Below are 19,244 nucleotides of genomic sequence, written 5' to 3'. Positions count from 1 at the left end.
TGTTTTGCAGCAGCCCCTCTCTGCCGTTAGCGGTTCTTATAAAGTTTCAGGTGCGGTCAACGCGCTTTTTGCCGAGGTATGCGGCTTTGACCTGTTCATTGGTCAGCAGTTCAGCACCCGTGCCGGAAAGGGTCAGGGTGCCGGTCTCCAGCACATAGGCGTAATCGGCCACCTTCAGGGCCATGTTGGCGTTCTGTTCGTTCAGCAGCACGGTGATGCCCTGCTGGTTCACGGTGCGGATGATATCAAAAATCTCCCGCACCACGATGGGCGCAAGGCCAAGGCTTGGCTCGTCCAGCATGAGCAGCTTCGGCTTGCTCATCAGGGCGCGGCCCACGGCCAGCATCTGCTGCTCGCCGCCGGAAAGGGTGCCGGCGCTCTGCCAGCTGCGCTCCTTCAGGCGGGGGAACAGACTGTACACCCACTCAAGGTCTTTTTCGGTTTCGGCCTTATCCTTGCGCAGGTATGCGCCGATCTTCAGATTTTCCAGCACAGTCAGGTCGGCAAACACCCGGCGGCCCTCCGGCGACATGGCAATGCCGCTGGCCACGATCTGGTCGATGGGCTTGCCCAGCAGTTCCTGCCCGTTCCACAAAATGGAGCCGCTCTGTGCCTTTACAAGGCCGGAAATGGTGCGCATCAGGGTGGACTTGCCTGCGCCGTTGGCACCGATCAGGGTAACGATCTTGCCGTCCGGCACGTTCAGCGACACACCGCGCAAGGCCTGAATGCCGCCATAGGAAACATGTAAATCCTTGATCTCAAGCATCTTCGTCCACCCCCAGATAAGCGTCGATCACCCGCGGGTCGTTCTGCACCTCGGCGGGCGTACCCTCGGCGATCAAGCGGCCAAAGTCCAGCACATAGACCCGGTCGGAAATATCCATCACCAGATCCATGTGGTGCTCGATCATGAACACGGTCAGTCTGAAATCAGTGCGGATACGGTCAATAAAGGCGGTCAGTTCTTCGGTCTCCTGCGGGTTCATACCGGCAGCAGGCTCATCCAGCAGCAGCAGCTTCGGCTCGGTGGCAAGGGCGCGCGCGATCTCCACCCGGCGCTGCAGGCCGTAGGGCAGGCCAGTAGCCAGTTCATTGCGCACATCCTCAAGTCCCAGCATATGCAGCAGGTTTTCGCACTCCTCGCGCTGGCGCTTTTCCTCGTCTGCATTCAGCCGGAAGGTAGCGCTCAGCAGGTTGGCCGAGCGGCGGCAGTGCTTGGCGATGAGCACGTTCTCAAACACGGTCTGGCTCTTCCATAGACGGATATTCTGGAAGGTGCGGGCAATACCCATCTGGGTGATCTTATCGGGCGTGGGGGCGATCATGTGGGAATACTTGCTCGCGTTCTGGCCCTTATAGAGCTTTTTCATCTTGCCGTGGGGCGTGTTCTCAATGATCTTGCGTCCCTCGAACCACACCGCGCCGTTGGTGGGCGCATACACGCCGGTGACAACGTTGAACGCGGTGGTCTTGCCAGCACCGTTGGGGCCGATGAGGGAGACGATCTGATCTTTATCCACCTTCAGGTTCAGATTATCCACAGCCACCACGCCGCCAAACTGCATCGTGGCGTTTTCAATGGTCAATACGTTTTCACTCATTTGGAACGCGCCTCCTTTTTGGCAGTTTTTGCAGTGGATGCGGGCTTTTTCTGGAACAATTCACGGTCGCCCATGATGCCCTTGCGGAAGAACAGCACCACCGCCATAATGATGATGCTGAACACCACCATGCGGAAGCCGGAACGCAGCAGCGGCACACGGAAGCCGCCGATCCAGGTCTCGTTGTCGAGGAAGCGCAGCAGCCACTCGGAGCTGGCGATGAACAGGAAGGACGCGATGATGGAACCGGACACCGAGCCAATGCCGCCAATGACCACGATCAGCAGGATCTCGTAGGTCATGCTGGATTTGAAGGTGGTGGCCTGCACGCTGGCCTGATACATGGCAAGCATTGCGCCGGAGATACCGGCAAAGAAGCTGCTGATGATAAAGCTCATGCGCTTGTGGCTGGCAAGGTTGATGCCCATGGCTTCGGCAGCGATCTCGTCATCACGGATGGCTTTGAAGGCACGGCCATAGGTGGAGTTGATGAGCAGCAGAATGATGGCGATGCAGATGCCGGAGAAGAGGAAGGGCATCACGGTTTCCAGATGCAGAGTTACACTGCCCAGTGAAAGGTTGAAGCTGGCAAAGCTGGTAAAGCCGTACAGAAGGTTGGAGCCGTTGGTCAGCGGGCCAAAGCCCTCGTAAACCACGGCGGCACGGATGATCTCGGCAAAGCCCAGTGTAGCAATGGCAAGATAGTCGCTCTTGAGCTTCAGCACCGGCAGGCCGATGAGGAAGGCGAACAGCGCTGCGATAAAACCGGCCAGGATCAGGCAGAACACAACACCCAGCAGCAGGCCGAAGCCGCCCAGAGGTTTGGAGAGCAGTTCCGGGATGGAGAAGCCGATGCCGCCGTTTGCATAGCGCTGATAGATGGACTTCTGCGAAGCGGCGGGAATGGTGAGGATGGCGTAGGTGTAGGCACCCAGCAGCATAAAACCTGCCTGACCCAGACTGAACAGGCCGGTAAAGCCGTTCAGCAGGTTCATGGAGACAGCCACCAGTGCATAGATGGCACCCTTGCGCAGCACGGTGAGCAGCATGGAGGGCACAAAGCTCAGGTTATCCAGTGCCAGCAGCACCACCAGCAGAGCGGCCAGCGCCAGTGCGGCCCGGAGATAGATGCGTTTTTTCTCTTGTTTCATGGTCATCACACTTTCTCGGTCAGGTTTTCACTGAACAGGCCGGTAGGCTTGACGGCCAGCACCACGATCAGCAGTGCAAAGGTGAACGCATCACTGAAGGTGGTAGCGCCTGCACCTTTAATAAGGCTCTCGCAGATGCCGATGATGAAGCCGCCGATCACCGCACCGGGAATGGAGCCGATGCCGCCGAACACCGCAGCCACAAAGGCTTTCAGGCCGGGCATGGCACCCACAGTGGGGGTGACTGCCGTGTAGTTGGAAAAATACATCATGGAGCCGATGGCCGCAAGAAAGCTGCCCACCGCAAAGGTAAAGGAGATGACATTGTTGATCTTGATGCCCATCAGCTGGGCGGTCTCAAAATCGCGGGAAGCGGCGCGCATGGCCATGCCGATCTTGGTCTTCTGGATCAGGGTAACAAGTGCTGCCACCAGCACAATGACGAGGAATGGCGTTACCACCGTCACCCGCTTGGTCTGGCAGCCCAGCACCGTGACGGTGTCGCTGATCCACGGCAGGGCAGGGTACTGCTTGGCCAGACCGCCGGTGACATACCACATCGAGTTCTGCAAAAGGTAGGACATACCGATCGCGGAGATCATTACCGACATGCGCGGCGCAGTGCGCAGGGGCTTGTAGGCGATCTTTTCCACTGCGATGCCCAGCAGTACCGTTGCCACCACCACCAGCGGGATGGAAATGGTCAGCGGAAGGGAAGCAGTAGCGTACACCATCAGAAAACCGGCTACGGTAAAGATATCGCCGTGGGCAAAGTTGATCAGGCGCAGGATGCCGTACACCATCGTGTAGCCAATGGCGATCAATGCATACTGGCCGCCCACCGAGATACCTGCCAGCAAATAGGGCAGAAACTTTGCAGCCATAAGGGGGACCCTCCATTTCTTACAACTTTTAATAAAATAAACTCCTCCAGTCACCTCCGGTGACAGCCCCCTCCCAGAGGGCCAAACCTGCCGGAAAGCTACAAAAAGGCTCCCTCAATGAGGGAGCTGGCAACGCCGTCAGGCGTTGACTGAAGGAGTTTACAGGTTTTATCAGCCTTCCACGCTCTGAGTCTTGACGAACTCAAATGCGCCGTCGGCAGCTTTCTTGATGTAAGCCATATCCTTGTTGGCATCACCGGTGGTCTGGTCAAAGGTGATGTTGCCGGTCACGCCGTCGTAGTTTACGCCGTACAGAGCATCGCGGATGGCGGTGCCGTCGGTGCTGCCTGCTGCCTTGATGGCTTCCAGAGCCACCATGTAGCCGTCGTAGCCCAGTGCAGAAACAGCTGCCACGATGTCATTGCCGCCGTTGTTGGTCAGCTTCTGGCTGTCGGCGTTCAGCCACTCCTTAAAGCCGGTCACGAACTCCTTGGCTGCGCCGGAATCATCGTTCTCGTCAAAGAAGGTGGAGCAATACACCTGCACGCTGGTGCCCTTCTGGGCATCCAGAATAACGCTGGACTCCCATGTGTCGCCTGCGGTAATGGGTTTGTCAAAGCCTGCAGAAGCAGCCTGTGTGATGATCTGGGCTGCGTAGGTGGTAGCGCAGGGAGCAAAGATCACATCTGCACCGGCGTTGATGGCGTTCTGGATGTAGGCGGAGAAGTCCGAGGTGCCCTCGGGGAACTGCTCGCTGGTAACAGTGCCGCCCAGATCCTCAAAAGCGTTGACGAAGTAGGTGGCCAGACCGGAGCCGTAGTCCTCGCCCAGCATGCTCAGCACGTAGGCGTTGGCAGCACTGAATTCATCCTTTGCAAAGTTTGCCATGACCGAGCCCTGGAACGGGTCAAGGAAGCAGACACGGAAGTAGTAGGGGTTGGCCTCAGTCACGGCGGGGTTGGTGCAGGAGCAGCCAATGGCCGGGATGGAAGCGGACTGGAAGGTGGGAGCGGCTGCAATGGAAACACCGGAGCCGTAGCTGCCCAGCACGATGGAGACTTTTTTGGAGACCAGCTCCTGTGCAGCGGTCACGGCCTTATCGGTGCTGGACTGGTTATCCACTTCCACCAGCTCCACGTTATAGGTCTCACCGCCGATCTCCACGGTGGGAGCAAGGCTGTTGGCATACTCGACACCCAGCACTTCCTGCTTGCCGCCTGCGCCGTTATCACCGGAAGCCGGTTCAAACACGCCGATTTTAATGGTCTTTCCGCCTGCAGAAGAGCCGCTTGCGGAACCGCCAGAAGAAGAGCAGCCTGCCAAAGCTGCTGCTGCGGCGGTGATGCCTGCCGCTTTCAGGAAATCACGACGCGAAATGAATGCTTTCATAAGAATTGCCTCCTCTATTATTTCTTAACACTTTCCCAGATAAAACAAGAAAAACCCGCAACGGCGCAGTGATCCTCAGATCCTGCATCGTTGCGGGTTTCTTAGCATTGTTTTAGCACATGAAAAGGAACTTGTCTAGGCTGAATTTGAATTTTTTTAAATTTTCGTCAGATGATAAAAAGAAACTGTACTTGAACAGCGTGCATTTTGGGCGGTTTTGATACAGACTGTCTTTTAAATGAATACAGATTTGCCGTAAGGGCCATACTTCAATCCGCTGCACGTCCCAGCCGCATCTTGAAATCGCTGTAGCCGAACTTCACCAGCTCCCGGCAGGTGCCGTTTTCGTCCATTGCCCAGATGGGCGGCAGCGGCATCCCGTTGAAGGTGTTGTTCTTGCAGGTGGTGTAGATGGCCATATCGCCGAAAATGAGCCTTTGCCCCTCGGTGAGCGGGGAGGAAAAGCTGTAGTCGCCCACCACATCCCCGGCAAGGCAGGTGGGGCCGCCAAGGCGGATGAGGTACGGCTTTTCGCCGGGGTCCCCGGCATCCAGCAGCGGCGGGCGGTAGGGCATCTCGATCACATCCGGGGTGTGGCAGGCCGCAGACATGTCCAGAATGGCAAGGCTCGTCTCGCCATTTTGCAAAGTATCCAGCACAGTGGTAACAAGATACCCGGCGTTCAGCGCCCATGCTTCGCCCGGCTCCAGATACACCTGCACGCCGTACTTTTTCTGTGTTTCGGTAATGCACTGTTCCAGCGTGGCAAGGCGGTAGCCGGGGCGGGTGATATGGTGCCCGCCGCCAAAGTTGAGCCACTTCATCCGGGGCAGAAGACCCCCGAACTTTGCTTCCACCGCCGCCAGCGTCAGGGCCAGTGCATCGGCATCCTGCTCGCACAGGGTGTGGAAGTGCAGTCCGTCCAGTAATTCGGGCAGGGCCGGGTCTGCCTGCACGGCGGCATCCCACTGGGCGCGGGTGGTGCCAAGGCGGCTGCCCGGGGCGCAGGGGTCGTAAATTGCATGGCCTTCCTGCGTGGAGCACTCCGGGTTCAGCCGCAGGCCCACGCTCTTGCCCGCCGCCTTTGCTGCCGGGCCGAACTTTGCCAGCTGGCTGGGCGAATTGAACACGATGTGGTCGGCGTACTGCAGCAGCTCCGCGAACTCGTCTGTCCGGTAGGCCGCGCAGAACACATGGTTCTCTTTTTCCGGCAGCTCTTCTTTGCCAAGGCGGCTCTCGTACAGGCCGCTGGCCTCGGTGCCCGCCAGATAAGGAGCCAGCACCGGGTAAACATTAAAGTTGGAAAAAGCCTTCTGCGCCAGCAGAATTTTGCAGCCGGTGCGCTGCTGCACCCCCAGCAGAAGTTCGCCGTTGCGGCGCAGCTGCCCTTCGTCCAGCAGGTAGCAGGGGGTGGGCAGAGAGGCAAGCGCTTCCCAAGAAAGGTTTGCAAGGCCCGCAAAGGGCGGGCGGGTATCGGCCAGCCGCATCAGTCCACCAGCGCCGGGCTGTGGCTCTCGGAACGGGGCAGGCCGTACTTGTCCAGAGCGTCCAGATACGGGTCCGGATCAAACTCTTCCACAGTGTGCACGCCCTTGGTGGTCCACTTGCCGGTGAGCAGCATCAGTGCGCCACACATGGCAGGCACGCCGGTGGTGTAGCTGATGGCCTGACTGCCCACCTCCTTGTAGCACTCCTGATGGTCGCAGACGTTGTAGATGTAGTAGGTCTTTTCCTTGCCGTCCTTCTTGCCGGTGAAGATGCAGCCGATGTTGGTCTTGCCCTTGGTGCGGGGGCCAAGGCTGGCGGGGTCCGGCAGCAGAGCCTTGAGGAACTGGATGGGCACGATCTCCTGCCCGTTGAAGTTGACCGGGGTGGTGGACAGCATGCCCACATCCTCCAGACAGCGCATGTGGTCGAGATAGCTCTGGCCAAAGGTCATGAAGAAGCGGATGCGCTTTGCCTCCGGGATGTTCTTGGCAAGGGACTCGATCTCCTCGTGGTGCAGCAGGTACATATCCTTGTCGCCCACCTGATCGAAGTTGTATTCCCGCTTGATGCTCATAGCCGGGATCTCCACCCAGTGGCCATTCTCCCAGTAGCTGCCGGGAGCGGACACCTCGCGCAGGTTGATCTCCGGGTTAAAGTTGGTGGCAAAGGCATAGCCGTGGTCGCCGCCGTTGCAGTCCAGAATATCAATGGTGTCAATGGTGTCGAACTCGTGCTTTTTGGCGTAGGCGCAGTAAGCCTGGGTCACGCCCGGGTCGAAGCCGCTGCCCAGCAGGGCGGTCAGGCCGGCTTCCTCAAACTTCTTTGCGTAGGCCCACTGCCAGCTGTAATCAAAGTAGGCGGAGAAGCCTGCTTCCTTGCAGCGCTTCTCGTAGATGGCACGCCACTCCGGATCGTCGGTGTTCTCCGGCTCGTAGTTGGCAGTGTCCATATAGTTTACGCCGCAGGCAAGGCAGGCATCCATGATGGTCAGGTCCTGATAGGGCAGGGCAATGTTCATCACGAGGTCGGGCTGATAAGCCTTGATGAGGGCGATCACTTCGTCCACCTTGTCGGCATCCACCTGTGCGGTGGTGATCTTGGTAGCGGTTTTGGGGGCCAGTTCTGCAGCCAGCTTGTCGCACTTGGACTTGGTACGGCTGGCGATGCAGATCTCGGTGAACACCTCGGGTACCTGACAGCACTTGTGGATGGCAACGGAGGCCACGCCGCCGCAGCCGATGATCAGAACTTTGCTCATGATTTTTCTCCTTTATGTCAATGTGTGCAAATTCGGTCAGACCTGAAAGCCGGGCCAGCCCTTGTCCAGCGCGATCAGCGTTTCGCGCAGCACCTTGCAGGCGGTGGCGGTGGAAACGCCGGTGGTATCCAGCGTGGGAGCCAGCTCGTTGAGGTCTGCGGCTACGATGTTGGCTTTCGTCACGGTGCGGATGGCATCCAGCAGCTGCAAAAAGCTCACGCCGCCGGCTTCGGGCGTGCCGGTGCCGGGGAAGCAGGAGGGGTCCAGACAGTCGAGGTCGATGGTCAGGTAGACGGGCACCTTGCTCTCGCACAGCTGTTCCGTCAGCTCGGCAAGGCCGGTAAAATCGAATTTGTGCATCTCGGTGTGCTGGGCTGCAAACTCGAACTCGGCGCGGTCGCCGCTGCGGATGCAGAACTGATGGATGCAGCCGTCGCCCACCAGCTCATGGCAGCGGCGCAGCACGCAGGCGTGGCTCAGCTTTGCACCAAGGTAGTCGTCCCGCAGGTCGGCGTGGGCATCAAAGTGCACGATGTGCAGATCCGGATATTTCTTCACAGCAGCCCGCACGGCACCCAGCGTCACCAGATGTTCACCGCCCAGCAGCAACGGGAACTTGCCGTCCTGCAGGATCTCCTCTGCGCGGGCTTCGATGTCCGCAAGGGCGCTCTCGCTGGAGCCGAAGCACAGCTCCAGATCGCCGCTGTCGAAGATGTCAAAATCGGTCAGGTCGGCATTCTGGTAGGGGCTGTAGGTCTCCAGACCATAGCTTTCGTGTCGGATGGCCGCCGGGCCGAACCGTGCGCCCGGGCGGTAGCTGGTGGTGGAATCGTAGGGCGCACCGTACAGCACGATGCTGGCGGCGCGGTAGCTGCTGTCACAGCCGATGAAGTTTTCAATGTTGGGTTGCATCAGTGTTCCTCCACTTCCCGCAGCATTTCCTCAAGGAATGCCGGCAGGTAAAATGCGCCGACATGCAGCCGGGCGGTGTAATAGCGGGTGCGCATGTTCAGCGCCTTCCATGCGTCTGCATCCAGATCATCGATGGGATGATACTTTTTGCTGGCAAAGCCGAACAGCCAGTACCCGGCCGCAAAGGTGGGAATGTGTGCCTGATACACTCGGCTGATGGGAAAGGTGGACGCAATGCGCTTGTGGCTGCGCTGCATGGCGCTGGCATCCTCGGCATAGAAAGGGCTGCCCTGCTGGTTCACCATGATGCCGTCCGCTTTCAGGGCATTGAAGCAGCTGCCGTAGAACTCGCGGGTGAACAGACCCTCGGATGGGCCGAAGGGATCGGAGGAGTCCACGATGATGAGGTCGTACTCCTCCTCGCAGCGGCGGATATACTTGAGGGCGTTCTCAAAATAGATGTGCACCCGGCGGTCATCCATACGGCAGGCGTTGCTGGGCAGGAAGGCGCGGCAGGCTTCCACCACCTGCGGGTCCATCTCCACAAGGTCGATGCGCTCCACCCGGTCGTAGCGGGTCAGCTCCCGCACCACGCCGCCGTCACCGGCACCGATGACAAGGATGTCTTTTGCCTGCTTGTGCACCGCCATGGGCACATGCACGATCATCTCGTCATAGATGAATTCGTCGCGCTCTGTCAGCATCACATTGCCGTCCAATGTGAGCACCCGGCCAAACTCCGGCGTTTCAAAAATATCGATGCGCTGGTAATCGCTCTGCTTGGAGTAGAGCTGTTTGTTCACCCGGATGCTGTGCTTCACGTCCGGGGTGTGAAACTCAGAAAACCAAAATTCCATCTGCATTCCCTCCTTATGCCAGAACGTTCAGCCGCTCGATGTCCGGGTCCTCGGGGCCGGTCATGCTGCAGCCCTTGGCCTTGGCGTACTCGATGTAGTTCAAAATTTCCTTGGTGATGCGCTCGCCCGGGGCCAGAATGGGAATGCCCGGCGGGTAGCACATGACGAACTCGCTGCACACCATGCCCTCGGTCTCCCGGAGCGGCAGGCTCTTTTTGGGCGCATAGAACGCTTCCTGCGGGCTGGCAGCCACAACAGGGTCGATGTATTCCTGGCTCAGCAGGCCGGAGCCGTCGGTCTGGTAGCGGCGCTTGATCTCGGCCAGCGCGCTGACCAGACGCTCCACCTCCTGCGGGCGGTCGCCGATGGAAAGATAGGCAAGGATGTTGCCAATGTCGCCGAACTCGATCTGGATGTCGTACTCATCGCGCAGGATGTCGTACACCTCAATGCCTGCAAGGCCGATATCCAGCGTGTGGACGCTGAGCTTGGTGGTATCAAAGTCAAAAACGGAGTCGCCGTTGCACAGCTCCTTGCCAAAGGCGTAGTAGCCGCCCACGGCGTTGATCTCCTCTCGGGCATACTCGGCCATGTCGGCCACTTGGTGGAATACCTGCCGCCCGCGCTGCGCAAGGTTGCGGCGGGAGATATCCAGACTGGACATGAGCAGGTAGCTGCCGGAGGTGGTCTGGGTCAGGTTGATGATCTGCCGCACATAGCCCGGGTGCACATTGGGGCCGATGAGCAGCAGGCTGGACTGCGTTAAACTGCCGCCGCTCTTGTGCATGGAGACGGATGCCATATCAGCCCCTGCCGCCATGGCAGACACCGGCAGGCCGCCGCCAAAGTAGAAGTGGGTGCCGTGGGCTTCGTCTGCAAGGCAGAGCATCCCGGCATCGTGGGCCATTTTTACGATGGCGCGCAGGTCAGAGCAGATGCCGTAGTAGGTGGGGTTATTCACCAGCACAGCCACAGCATTCGGATGCTCTTTAATGGCCTTTTCCACCTGTTCCCGCTTCATGCCCAGCGAGATGCCAAGGCGCTTGTCCACCTCGGGGTTCACATACACCGGCACTGCGCCGCACAGTACCAGTGCGTTCAGCACACTGCGGTGCACATTGCGGGGCAGAATGATCTCATCGCCGCGCTTGCAGGCGGTAAGCACCATGCTCTGCACACTGCTGGTGGTGCCGCCCACCATGAGGAACGCGTGGGCAGCGCCAAAGGCATCTGCGGCCAGCTCCTCTGCTTCCCGGATGACCGATACCGGGTGGCAGAGATTATCCAGCGGCTTCATGCTATTCACATCCACGCCCACGCACTGCTGGCCCAGAAAGGCGGTCAGCTCCGGGTTGCCGCGGCCTCGCTTGTGGCCGGGCACATCAAAGGGCACCACCCGCATTTTGCGGAACTGTTCCAGCGCTTCATAGATGGGCGCACGGTTCTGGTTCAGCCGGAACCGTGTTCGGTTCTCACTCATGTTTTTCCTCCGTCCCTGATCCCGATGCAAACAAAAAAGCGCAAGTACCGCACAAAAAGTGCAGACTTGCGCTTTGAAAAGCATTTGAATGCGCTGCCAAAGACCCCCGGAAGAAACACCAGAGTACAAAGGCCGCTTCGCATGATTCAAAAAAGACGGGATTATGAGAGTCTATATAGCAATTCTGCTTTTACTGCTCTTTATTGACCGTTTCACAAGTCTGCACACTGACTGCGCAATTTCATGGTTGTAAAGGAACCAACTTATAAAATTTGAGCTGCTACACTCAATCAATAATGGCGGCTGTGCCGCCGGTCGGCAGTGGACCCGGCTGTCCGTATGGCCTTAGCCCCGCTGGGCGGTCCATGGTAAATTGCTTTGAAAAGACTCTGCCATGCTTTGTCTCTCAAAATCAAATGTGATTTTATCATGCACAGAAAGCGTTGTCAATGATTTTTTTGAAGAAAAATTTAAAAAATCAATGCACAGAGTACCAACCTGAATACTGTTGCAAAATATTATGATGCACGGTACACTATGGTTCTTATTGTTCTGCTGATCCTTGCACTGCTGGAGATCGTCCCGCTGAACGGTGCCGCAGCTGTTCGAATCCACCCGCCCAGTGAGTCTGGCTTTGCAGTAATACAAAAACCTCAGCGTACTTTCATACGTTGAGGTTTTTTGGTGGGCGCGGGTGGATGTCGCGAGCCGCGCATCTAAAAAAGCCCCACAGGGGCTTTTTTGCCCGCCGGACTATTCGGCGGGCCGATGCTGTTTGAACCCACCCGCCCAGTGAGTCTGGCTTTGCAGTAATACAAAAACCTCAGCGTACTTTCATACGTTGAGGTTTTTTGGTGGGCGCGGGTGGATGTCGCGAGCCGCGCATCTAAAAAAGCCCCGCAGGGGCTTTTTTGCCCGCCGGACTATTCGGCGGGCCGATGCTGTTCGAATCCACCCGCCCAGTGAGTCTGGCTTTGCAGTAATACAAAAACCTCAGCGTACTTTTATACGTTGAGGTTTTTTGGTGGAGCGAAGCAACCCAAATCCGAACCATTGCCCTCTGGGGCATCTTTGGCGGCGATTTCATCGAAAGTGATGGTTTTTGTGCCGTCTTTGTAGTTGAATGTGATCAAAACTTTTTCATCATAGAGATAAACGGCGTTCACGAATGTATTGATAAGCGTTTCCCGGTGGCTTTTCACGTTCGGTTCGAGCTTGCGGAGCCGGGTCAGCCAGAAACGGATCTGATTCTCACTCAGCCGGGGCTTTGCAATTTTCTCCTCGGCAATGCGGACTTCCAGTTCTTTCTGCTGTTCTTCCAGCTTTTCCAATCTTGCCTTTGTGGAACTGGTCAACACACCCGCTTGGATGGCGTTCAGCATATTCTCAATGCTGTTCTCCACTTCTTTCATCTGCTTTTCCAGCAGGGGCAGAGTGGTGTTCTCCTGTTCTTGCAGTTCCAGCACCTCGGCAACGATGGCATCGATCACGGCATCGTCCTGAATCAGCTTCATGGTTTCCGCCACGACCAGATCTTCCAGCCACTCCTTGCGGACGGTCTTTTTCTTGCAGGTCTTGGTGCGTTTGGCGTTGGCACACTTATAATAATGGTGCACCGTCTTGTTCCGGCTCGTACCGCACTCGCCGAACATCATGGCTCCGCACATTCCGCAGAACAGCTTGGTGGTCAGAAGGTAATCGTCCTCAGCCTTGTGGTGAGCAGGTGCGCGGCGGTTCTTCTCGATTTTCGCCTGCACTCGGTCGAACAGCTCCTTGTCTATGATGGAGGGAATGCTGTCCGGCATCACAATGTCTTTGAAGCGGTTCTCACCGATATAGCGACGGTTCGACAGAAGCTTCCAGACGCTATTGTAGGTGAACTTCTGGTTGCGATTGGTGGTCACGCCGCTGTCGTTCAGCCAGTTCATGATTTCCTTCATGCTCGCACCATCGTCGTATTTCTGGAACACCTCGACCACAAAGGGGGCTTTCAGCGGGTCGATTTGAAAGAACTTCTCCTCATCCACCTTGAAGCCGATGGGAACGGTGCCGCCGTTATACTTGCCCTTCAGAACATTCTCAGTCATGCCGCGCACAACTTTTTCAGAAAGTTCTGCCGAGTAGTATTCAGCCATGCCGGTGAGCATACTCTTGACCATGATACCCGCAGGGCTATCAGAGATAGGCTCCGTGGCAGATACCAGCTTGACATGATTTCGTTCCAACTGGTACTCATAGTGGGCCGAATCATAGCGGTTTCGGGCAAAACGGTCAAGCTTCCAGACCAGCACAATATCAAACAACCGTTTCTCGCTGTCCTTGATCATCTGCTGGAAGTCCGGGCGGTTATCGGTTTTTGCGGAAAGGGCGCGGTCAATATAGTGCTTGATGACCGTGATACCGTTCTTCTCCGCATAGGCGGTGCATTCCCGGATCTGCCCTTCGATGGATTCTTCTCGCTGATTGTCACTGGAATAGCGGGCGTAGATCACGGCAGTCATGGCAGGCACCTCACTTTACACATCATAGAACGGCAGTGCGTTCATTCAAAACATTGTTTCGTATAATGTATATACCATATTCTATAAGAATTTGCAATACATTTTAGATGAAAAAGTGAGACACTATATCCAGAGAGGCTTTTAGGTCGATACATATGAATAGTGGTGGTTATCACGGTGATAACCACCACCATCACCCCGCAACGATCAGTGCCATCAGATAAAACTCAGTCGCATCGGGCGTGTCGGTCGGCAGAATCGTCAACTCCACGGTGTGTGTTCTATGTTCCCCGTGGTGCAGGATAGGCTGCAAATACAGGCAGTCGCCCCAGTCCTCGTCAAAGTTACCGTCCAGCAGAACAGGGTGGGCGGCGTCGCCGTCCAGAACCAGCTGTGCCCGCAGCGCAGGGCGACAAATGGTCTTGCGATACTGCACCGCAATGCAGGAAGCATCCACCGTAAAGGTGAGCTTATCACCGGGCTTGTGTCCAAGCCAGCCGTTTTTCCAGTGGTCGAGATGGCCGGTTTTCTCGGCAGTGTCGGCACGGAAACCGTCCAGCTTGGGCGAAATTTCCCGAATCGTCAGCCGCCGGGCGTTTTCATAGGCGTTGGCGGTCAGCGGAGACGGAAACACGGCTTCTGCTTCCGGCTTCTCCCGGTGTGCATTGACGTTTTCCAGCAGCTTGATGATCTCCCCAGCCACCAGTCCATGCCCGAAATCATTGGGGTGCAAGCCGTCCGGCGAGAGCTGCGGGCGGGTGTAGGTTCCGGCTTTCAGCTCCCGGTAAATGCTGTCCCGGATGCTGACGTGAGGCACACCGTAATGGTCACCGATGGCTACATGGTCGTCCTCGGCGGTCAGACCGGTATCATAGTAAATGTTGTTCAGCAGTACCACCGCCGGGCGAGACGGCCAGCCCAGCAGCTTACGCACTACACCTTCATAAGTTTCCTGTCGGAAAGCACGTTTTGTATCGTTGACGCTGAAATCCACCACAACAAAATCAGGCTGATACATCAGTACATCGGTGACAGCACGGGAAACACCATAAAAGGAATCCGTGCCGCCGATGCCGCCGTTGACATAGTGGAATGTTGCCTGCGGGAAGGTGCGGACGAACCACTGGTACACCCGGTAGGCGTAGCAGGTTTCCGGTGTGGAAGAAAGACTTCCCTGCGTGATGGAGCCACCCAGAAATCCGATGGTCAATTCTTCACCCTGCGCGGCACGGCGAAGCAATTTTTTCAGACGTGAATAATTTGCAGCTCTCATTCTAAGATACCTCCCTGATATGCATTCTGAATGACTTTTGCGGCAGGACGCCCGGAGACGGCATAGGCGCTGGGCTTTCCGGGGTCGGCGGGCCAATCCCAAACGCCAAAACCCAGCACCCACGGACGTTTGGCACAGGCGTGGAACATGGCTTCGTACCAGTCCGCCTGCTCCAGATCGTTCCGGGAGCCTTTCAGCTCCCAGTTATTGGGCACCGCAGAGGAGCCGGTGACATTCATGCAGCCGGCCTCACTGAAAAGGACAGGCTTTCCGAATTTCTGGCTGACGGCCTCGATGCGGTCCAGCTGATTTTCCCAGTCATTCAACGGATAATAGCCGCTGGATGCGATGCAGTCCACGGCATCCCACCATGCCACATGATCCTCGCCGTATTTATCGCAGTTGTAGCTCACCGGGCCGTGATACTGCTGGCGCACCGCCGCGATGAGGGTACGCCATTCGGCTTCCCGATGCTCGGTCATAGTCATTTCACAGCCGGTCAGGAACAGCCCGCAGCCCTCGGCCTGCGCCAGTGCAGCGTAGTGGGTCTGGAATGCCGTGTAGCTGGCAAACCACTCGCTCCATTTCGTTTCACAGGGCACATCGTGGTCAAAAAAGCTGATGCGTGCCCGCCAGACCCCATTGGCACAGTTGACGGTAGGTTTCAGTGCCACCTGCAAGCCCAGCTGCTTTGCAAACCGGATGGCATTGCAAAGCTCCTCGTCTGTTGGGGTGGCATCGGTTCGCCAGTCGATTTCCTCGCTGTAAGGCGTGGCCTGCACCCCGCTGGGCGACAGGATGACCCAATTCGCTCCGGTGGCTTCTGCCATATCCGCCATACTGCGGCGGGCAGCATCCCCTGCAAGCATTCCCCGGTGGGGAAAGGGCGCAAAATTGACACCGTAAAATTTTTCATTCCAGTTCATAGACAGACCTCGCTGTATCGTAAAATCAAGCGTCAGATTGCACAATCAGTATAACGATTTTTTGTTGTTCCCGTCAATATGCCCTGCGATTTTCGGCGGATGGTACAAGCGGGCATTTCAAGTGCTGGTCAACCTGACCGAAAAATCCGGGCAAAACAAGCTCAATCAAAACCTAAAGTAAAAATTAGTCTTTTGTTAGCCTAAAATTTTAGCTTGAGCTTTCTGCGAAAATCTGTTATTATCGGGCAAAACAAACGCAGGAGGAAGCAGATATGGAAGCGTTGCAGAAAAAATCTCTGGCAGAACTGCCGCAGGTACGCGCATTGGGGCGGCATACGCGCCGTGATCCCTTGACATTGTTCTGGACTGCCAGCGGTATTGAGCTGGACTTTACCGGCAGCGAACTGTGGGTGAACTTTTTTGCGGATTATGAGGTCATGGAGCCTTGGGTCAGTGTAGAGCTGAATGGCGCATGGATCGCACGCTTTGCGGTGAACCCGGGGCAGAGCAAGGTCTGTTTGTTCCGGGGGATGACCCCGGGTAAGGCAAAGCATATCCGTCTTTTGAAGGATGTGCAGGCAATGCACGATGACCCGGCGCATCTGCTGCAGATCACCGGGCTGGAATATGCGGGCGGCGATTTTCTGCCCCTGCCGGAGCCGAAATATCGGCTGGAATTTGTGGGCAACAGCATCACCAGCGGTGAGGGCGCGATTGGCGCTGTACAGGAAGAGGACTGGGTAAGTGCGTTCTTCTCGGCGGAAAATCATTACGGCCGGATGACGGCAGACGCATTGGGCGCAGAATACCGCTGCATCTCCCAGAGCGGCTGGGGCATCGTGTCCAGCTGGGACAACGATATCCGCCATGTGCTGCCGCCCTATTACACGCAGGTGTGCGGCGTAGCGCAGGGAGAGCGGAACGCCGCCCTTGGTGCACAGCAGCCCAATGATTTTGATGCTTGGAAGCCGGACGCCGTGATTTTTAATATCGGCACAAATGACGACAGTGCTTTCAATAACCCCCCATGGAAAGACCCGGACACCGGAAAAGAGTACAAGCTGCGCTTGCTTTCCAACGGTGATTTTCACCCGGAGGACGCACAGAAGGTCACAGACGGGGTGCAAAGCTTCCTGACGGTTGTGCGGGAGAAGAACCCGCAGGCGGTGATGGTCTGGTGCATCGGGATGCTGGGCGGCCGCATCCTGCCGCTGCTAAAACAGGGCGTGGAGCAGTACAAGGCCGCGACCGGAGACAGCCGAGCCTATCTGCTGGAACTGCCCGAAACGACCCCGGAGACAGTCGGTGCGCGCCAGCACCCGGGCGTAGAAAATCACCGGCAGGCGGCTGCCGTCCTGACCGGATTCCTGAAAAAGATCCTGTAAAAAGCGAAAAAACGAGACAGACGCTCCCGCGTGGGAAAACGTCTGTCTCGTTTTTGTTTGTTTATCTGTGATTGGGGTTATTCCGCCCGGGCGGCGCGGTACCACTGCACCAGCTTTTCGGCGTCCTGCAGGCCCTTGTGATACATGGCATCCAGACTCTGTTTGTCCTTGGTCAGGGTCGCCATACCCTCGGTGCTGTCGGGCGCAATGACGCAGGCGGTGCCTGCCTGCTCCAGCTTCAGGGCCCGGCGCACTGCTTTGTTGTAGCGCTCGGCCCGCAGGGCCAGCCCCCGCGCGGCCGCCGGGTACCGGTGCCGCAGCAGGCGGGCCAGCTTCTTGTCCCGGCTGCCGGTCTGCTCCGGCGCAATGGGCTTGGTGAGGATCACCGCCACATGGTCGCAGCCCATGGCCAGCGCCTTTTCCAGCGGCACCGGGTCGGCCAGTCCGCCGTCATAATAGGGAACACCGTCGATATAGTAGGGCCGGTCAATCACCGGGATGCAACAGGACGCCATCAGGGTGCGGTAATCGTTCTGGTGGACATCCTCTTTGGTGAAGTAAACCGGCTTTCCGGTGCAGGCATCGGCGGCCACGATCACCAGTTCGGCCGGGCTGGCCGTCACGGCGGGGTAGTCCAGCGGGTTTTCACCGTCGGCATTGCTCAGGGCCCCGTAGACATATTCCAGATCCAGATAGGAGTGCTTATGCACCAGATTACCCACGCTCATGTACTCCCTGCGGAAGGAGTAGTCCAGATAGAACGGTTTGTTCCGGCCGTGCTGCCCTGCCACATAGGAACTCATGTTGGCGCTTCCGGCCGACACGCCGATGCAGCAGTCGAACTGCACGCCCTCTTCCATGCAGCGGTCCAGCACACCGGCTCCGTAAATGCCCCGCAGGCCGCCGCCCACGTCAATGATGCCAAATTTCATCGGATCTGCCCTCCAGCTTTCCTTTTTTCGTCTCAGTATAAAACGTTTTTGGGAAAAGCACACTAGACAGCTTGCTGCATTTGCTCAAAAGAACAGCAGACCCGCGCGGCTGATGCAGGCATCGGGGGTCGTTCAGGTCGATTCTCTCCGCACGAACCCGCCGGGCACGATGACCGTGGGGGCAACGGCAGGCTTATGGGCCATTTTGCGGCGCAGCTGCGCCACCACCGTTTTTGCCATGCCATCCAAGTCCACCCGATAGCTGGTCAGCTGGGGGCTGCAGATGGTGGAATATCGGTAGTCATCGTAGCCGGTCACTGCCACATCCTGCGGCACCCGGTAGCCGTTGCGCTTGAGGGTCTCCACCAGATTGTACGCCACCTCGTCGCAGTTGCAGACAAAGGCTTCCGGCATCTCGTGAGGCAGGGTGAACGGAATAAAGAGCCCTCGGTCGTCCCGATCCTCCAGCCGCCAGTCGTCCCGGATGGGCAGCCCGGCGCGGAGCAGGGCTTTGACATAACCCAGATAGCGGTCCATGATGGAGCTGGTGGACAGCACACTGCCCACAAAACCGATGTTCCGCCGCCCGGTGGAGATGAGATGCTCGGTCATCATATAGCTGCCGCTGGTGTTATCGCTGAGCACGCAGTCGGCGGCAATGGCATCATCGTAAAAATCCAGCAGCATAAAGGGCACGCCCGTCTGCACCGCTGTGGCAAGGTAGCGGCGGCTGATCTCGCCCATAAAGATGAGGCCGTCCACCTTGCGGTTTACAAGGAAGGAGGGCATATTGCAGCTTTTTTCTGCCTGCGGCAGAACGATCTCCATCAGCACCGAGATGTCCTGCTCGGCGGCGCATTTAAGCACCGCCCGGTACAGATTGGAATAAAAGGCGTTCTCGTTGAAAAAACGATCTGCCACCAGAATACCGATGCTCTCGCCGCCGGGCTGTGTATGCGCCCGGGCAGGGGGCTGATAGCCCATCTCCTCGGCAACGGCAAGGATCTTTGCCCGCATCTCGGCGCTGACGCCTTCTTTGCCTGCCAGACCCTTGGAGACGGACACGGTGCTGATGCCCAGCCGCTGCGCGATATCGGCCATGCGTACTGCTTTTGCCATGTTCCTGACCAGCTTTCTTCTTTCATTTTAGAATGAGGTAAATAACGTTCCGGTTAACTTTATGGTTAGCATAGCAGTTTTTAGT

Annotated in this window: 16 protein-coding genes; 1 reads left to right on the top strand and 15 read right to left on the bottom strand. The window is 57.4% G+C overall.

What is annotated here, in order from left to right:
- Positions 1-46: 46 nt before the first annotated feature.
- The 13 genes from ACGHP1_RS12890 to ACGHP1_RS12830 all read right to left on the bottom strand — a co-directional run bounded on the left by ACGHP1_RS12890 (position 47) and on the right by ACGHP1_RS12830 (position 15,723).
- On the bottom strand, positions 47-769 hold the full coding sequence (locus tag ACGHP1_RS12890; RefSeq protein ID WP_097775012.1) for an ABC transporter ATP-binding protein: 723 nt from the start codon (positions 767-769) through the stop codon (positions 47-49).
- Entirely contained in the window at positions 762-1,604 is an 843-nt protein-coding gene (locus ACGHP1_RS12885) for an ABC transporter ATP-binding protein (RefSeq protein ID WP_390509595.1), read from the bottom strand. Before ACGHP1_RS12885 ends, ACGHP1_RS12890 begins: the two co-directional genes overlap by 8 nt.
- Positions 1,601-2,761 carry a branched-chain amino acid ABC transporter permease gene (locus ACGHP1_RS12880; protein WP_390509594.1) on the bottom strand — a complete coding sequence of 387 codons (1,161 nt, stop codon included), beginning with the start codon at positions 2,759-2,761 and terminating at the stop codon, positions 1,601-1,603. The genes ACGHP1_RS12885 and ACGHP1_RS12880 overlap by 4 nt, the downstream gene beginning before the upstream one ends.
- Positions 2,761-3,639, bottom strand: a complete 879-nt coding sequence (locus ACGHP1_RS12875; RefSeq protein ID WP_005943319.1) for a branched-chain amino acid ABC transporter permease — start codon at positions 3,637-3,639, stop codon at positions 2,761-2,763. Before ACGHP1_RS12875 ends, ACGHP1_RS12880 begins: the two co-directional genes overlap by 1 nt.
- 171 nt (positions 3,640-3,810) lie before the next feature.
- Entirely contained in the window at positions 3,811-5,028 is a 1,218-nt protein-coding gene (locus ACGHP1_RS12870) for an ABC transporter substrate-binding protein (protein ID WP_044953856.1), read from the bottom strand.
- A 269-nt stretch (positions 5,029-5,297) separates the two neighbouring features.
- On the bottom strand, positions 5,298-6,515 hold the full coding sequence (locus ACGHP1_RS12865; protein ID WP_390509593.1) for a carboxynorspermidine decarboxylase: 1,218 nt from the start codon (positions 6,513-6,515) through the stop codon (positions 5,298-5,300).
- Positions 6,515-7,774 (bottom strand): saccharopine dehydrogenase family protein, encoded by a 1,260-nt coding sequence (locus tag ACGHP1_RS12860; protein ID WP_005943308.1) that lies wholly within the window; start codon positions 7,772-7,774, stop codon positions 6,515-6,517. Before ACGHP1_RS12860 ends, ACGHP1_RS12865 begins: the two co-directional genes overlap by 1 nt.
- A gap of 36 nt (positions 7,775-7,810) precedes the next feature.
- A complete protein-coding gene (gene speB / locus ACGHP1_RS12855) occupies positions 7,811-8,686 on the bottom strand; it encodes an agmatinase (protein WP_390509591.1) in 876 nt (291 codons plus the stop codon).
- Positions 8,686-9,543: a polyamine aminopropyltransferase gene (gene speE, locus ACGHP1_RS12850; RefSeq protein ID WP_044953854.1), complete on the bottom strand. Its 858-nt coding sequence runs from the start codon at positions 9,541-9,543 to the stop codon at positions 8,686-8,688. The genes speB and speE overlap by 1 nt, the downstream gene beginning before the upstream one ends.
- A 13-nt stretch (positions 9,544-9,556) precedes the next feature.
- Positions 9,557-11,023 (bottom strand): aminotransferase class I/II-fold pyridoxal phosphate-dependent enzyme, encoded by a 1,467-nt coding sequence (locus tag ACGHP1_RS12845; RefSeq protein WP_097775018.1) that lies wholly within the window; start codon positions 11,021-11,023, stop codon positions 9,557-9,559.
- A gap of 1,004 nt (positions 11,024-12,027) precedes the next feature.
- Complete coding sequence (locus ACGHP1_RS12840) at positions 12,028-13,524, bottom strand: recombinase family protein (RefSeq protein ID WP_390509590.1); 1,497 nt, start codon at positions 13,522-13,524, stop codon at positions 12,028-12,030.
- Between the two features lie 193 nt (positions 13,525-13,717).
- Entirely contained in the window at positions 13,718-14,797 is a 1,080-nt protein-coding gene (locus ACGHP1_RS12835; RefSeq protein WP_390509588.1) for an SGNH/GDSL hydrolase family protein, read from the bottom strand.
- Positions 14,794-15,723, bottom strand: coding sequence for a glycoside hydrolase family 113 (locus ACGHP1_RS12830; protein WP_390509587.1), 930 nt, complete (start codon positions 15,721-15,723; stop codon positions 14,794-14,796). The genes ACGHP1_RS12835 and ACGHP1_RS12830 overlap by 4 nt, the downstream gene beginning before the upstream one ends.
- Before the next feature lie 272 nt (positions 15,724-15,995).
- On the opposite strand from ACGHP1_RS12830, the gene ACGHP1_RS12825 reads away from it, so the two are divergent.
- Positions 15,996-17,108, top strand: coding sequence for a GDSL family lipase (locus ACGHP1_RS12825; RefSeq protein ID WP_390509585.1), 1,113 nt, complete (start codon positions 15,996-15,998; stop codon positions 17,106-17,108).
- A 77-nt stretch (positions 17,109-17,185) separates the two neighbouring features.
- Here ACGHP1_RS12825 and ACGHP1_RS12820 read toward each other — a convergent pair whose 3' ends face one another.
- Both ACGHP1_RS12820 and ACGHP1_RS12815 read right to left on the bottom strand, forming a co-directional pair.
- Entirely contained in the window at positions 17,186-18,040 is an 855-nt protein-coding gene (locus ACGHP1_RS12820; protein WP_390509584.1) for a patatin family protein, read from the bottom strand.
- Between the two features lie 132 nt (positions 18,041-18,172).
- The gene (locus ACGHP1_RS12815) at positions 18,173-19,159 is read right to left on the bottom strand and encodes a LacI family DNA-binding transcriptional regulator (RefSeq protein ID WP_097777015.1); all 987 of its coding nucleotides are present in this window, start codon (positions 19,157-19,159) and stop codon (positions 18,173-18,175) included.
- Between the last annotated feature and the right edge of the window lie 85 nt (positions 19,160-19,244).

This window comes from Faecalibacterium sp. i21-0019-B1, assembly GCF_042852915.1.
Classification (GTDB): Bacteria; Bacillota; Clostridia; order Oscillospirales; family Ruminococcaceae; genus Faecalibacterium; species Faecalibacterium taiwanense.
This window is presented reverse-complemented; position numbering and strand designations above follow the sequence as displayed.

What these genes read in the sequence shown, in the direction of transcription:
- ACGHP1_RS12885 (WP_390509595.1), bottom strand. Translation starts at nt 1,604, where the DNA reads ATGAGTGAAAACGTATTGACCATTGAAAACGCCACGATGCAGTTTGGC.
- ACGHP1_RS12820 (WP_390509584.1), bottom strand. Translation starts at nt 18,040, where the DNA reads ATGAAATTTGGCATCATTGACGTGGGCGGCGGCCTGCGGGGCATTTAC.
- speE (WP_044953854.1), bottom strand. Translation starts at nt 9,543, where the DNA reads ATGGAATTTTGGTTTTCTGAGTTTCACACCCCGGACGTGAAGCACAGC.
- ACGHP1_RS12830 (WP_390509587.1), bottom strand. Translation starts at nt 15,723, where the DNA reads ATGAACTGGAATGAAAAATTTTACGGTGTCAATTTTGCGCCCTTTCCC.
- ACGHP1_RS12835 (WP_390509588.1), bottom strand. Translation starts at nt 14,797, where the DNA reads ATGAGAGCTGCAAATTATTCACGTCTGAAAAAATTGCTTCGCCGTGCC.
- ACGHP1_RS12865 (WP_390509593.1), bottom strand. Translation starts at nt 6,515, where the DNA reads ATGCGGCTGGCCGATACCCGCCCGCCCTTTGCGGGCCTTGCAAACCTT.
- ACGHP1_RS12845 (WP_097775018.1), bottom strand. Translation starts at nt 11,023, where the DNA reads ATGAGTGAGAACCGAACACGGTTCCGGCTGAACCAGAACCGTGCGCCC.
- ACGHP1_RS12815 (WP_097777015.1), bottom strand. Translation starts at nt 19,159, where the DNA reads ATGGCAAAAGCAGTACGCATGGCCGATATCGCGCAGCGGCTGGGCATC.
- speB (WP_390509591.1), bottom strand. Translation starts at nt 8,686, where the DNA reads ATGCAACCCAACATTGAAAACTTCATCGGCTGTGACAGCAGCTACCGC.
- ACGHP1_RS12875 (WP_005943319.1), bottom strand. Translation starts at nt 3,639, where the DNA reads ATGGCTGCAAAGTTTCTGCCCTATTTGCTGGCAGGTATCTCGGTGGGC.
- ACGHP1_RS12825 (WP_390509585.1), top strand. Translation starts at nt 15,996, where the DNA reads ATGGAAGCGTTGCAGAAAAAATCTCTGGCAGAACTGCCGCAGGTACGC.
- ACGHP1_RS12870 (WP_044953856.1), bottom strand. Translation starts at nt 5,028, where the DNA reads ATGAAAGCATTCATTTCGCGTCGTGATTTCCTGAAAGCGGCAGGCATC.
- ACGHP1_RS12860 (WP_005943308.1), bottom strand. Translation starts at nt 7,774, where the DNA reads ATGAGCAAAGTTCTGATCATCGGCTGCGGCGGCGTGGCCTCCGTTGCC.
- ACGHP1_RS12880 (WP_390509594.1), bottom strand. Translation starts at nt 2,761, where the DNA reads ATGACCATGAAACAAGAGAAAAAACGCATCTATCTCCGGGCCGCACTG.
- ACGHP1_RS12890 (WP_097775012.1), bottom strand. Translation starts at nt 769, where the DNA reads ATGCTTGAGATCAAGGATTTACATGTTTCCTATGGCGGCATTCAGGCC.
- ACGHP1_RS12840 (WP_390509590.1), bottom strand. Translation starts at nt 13,524, where the DNA reads ATGACTGCCGTGATCTACGCCCGCTATTCCAGTGACAATCAGCGAGAA.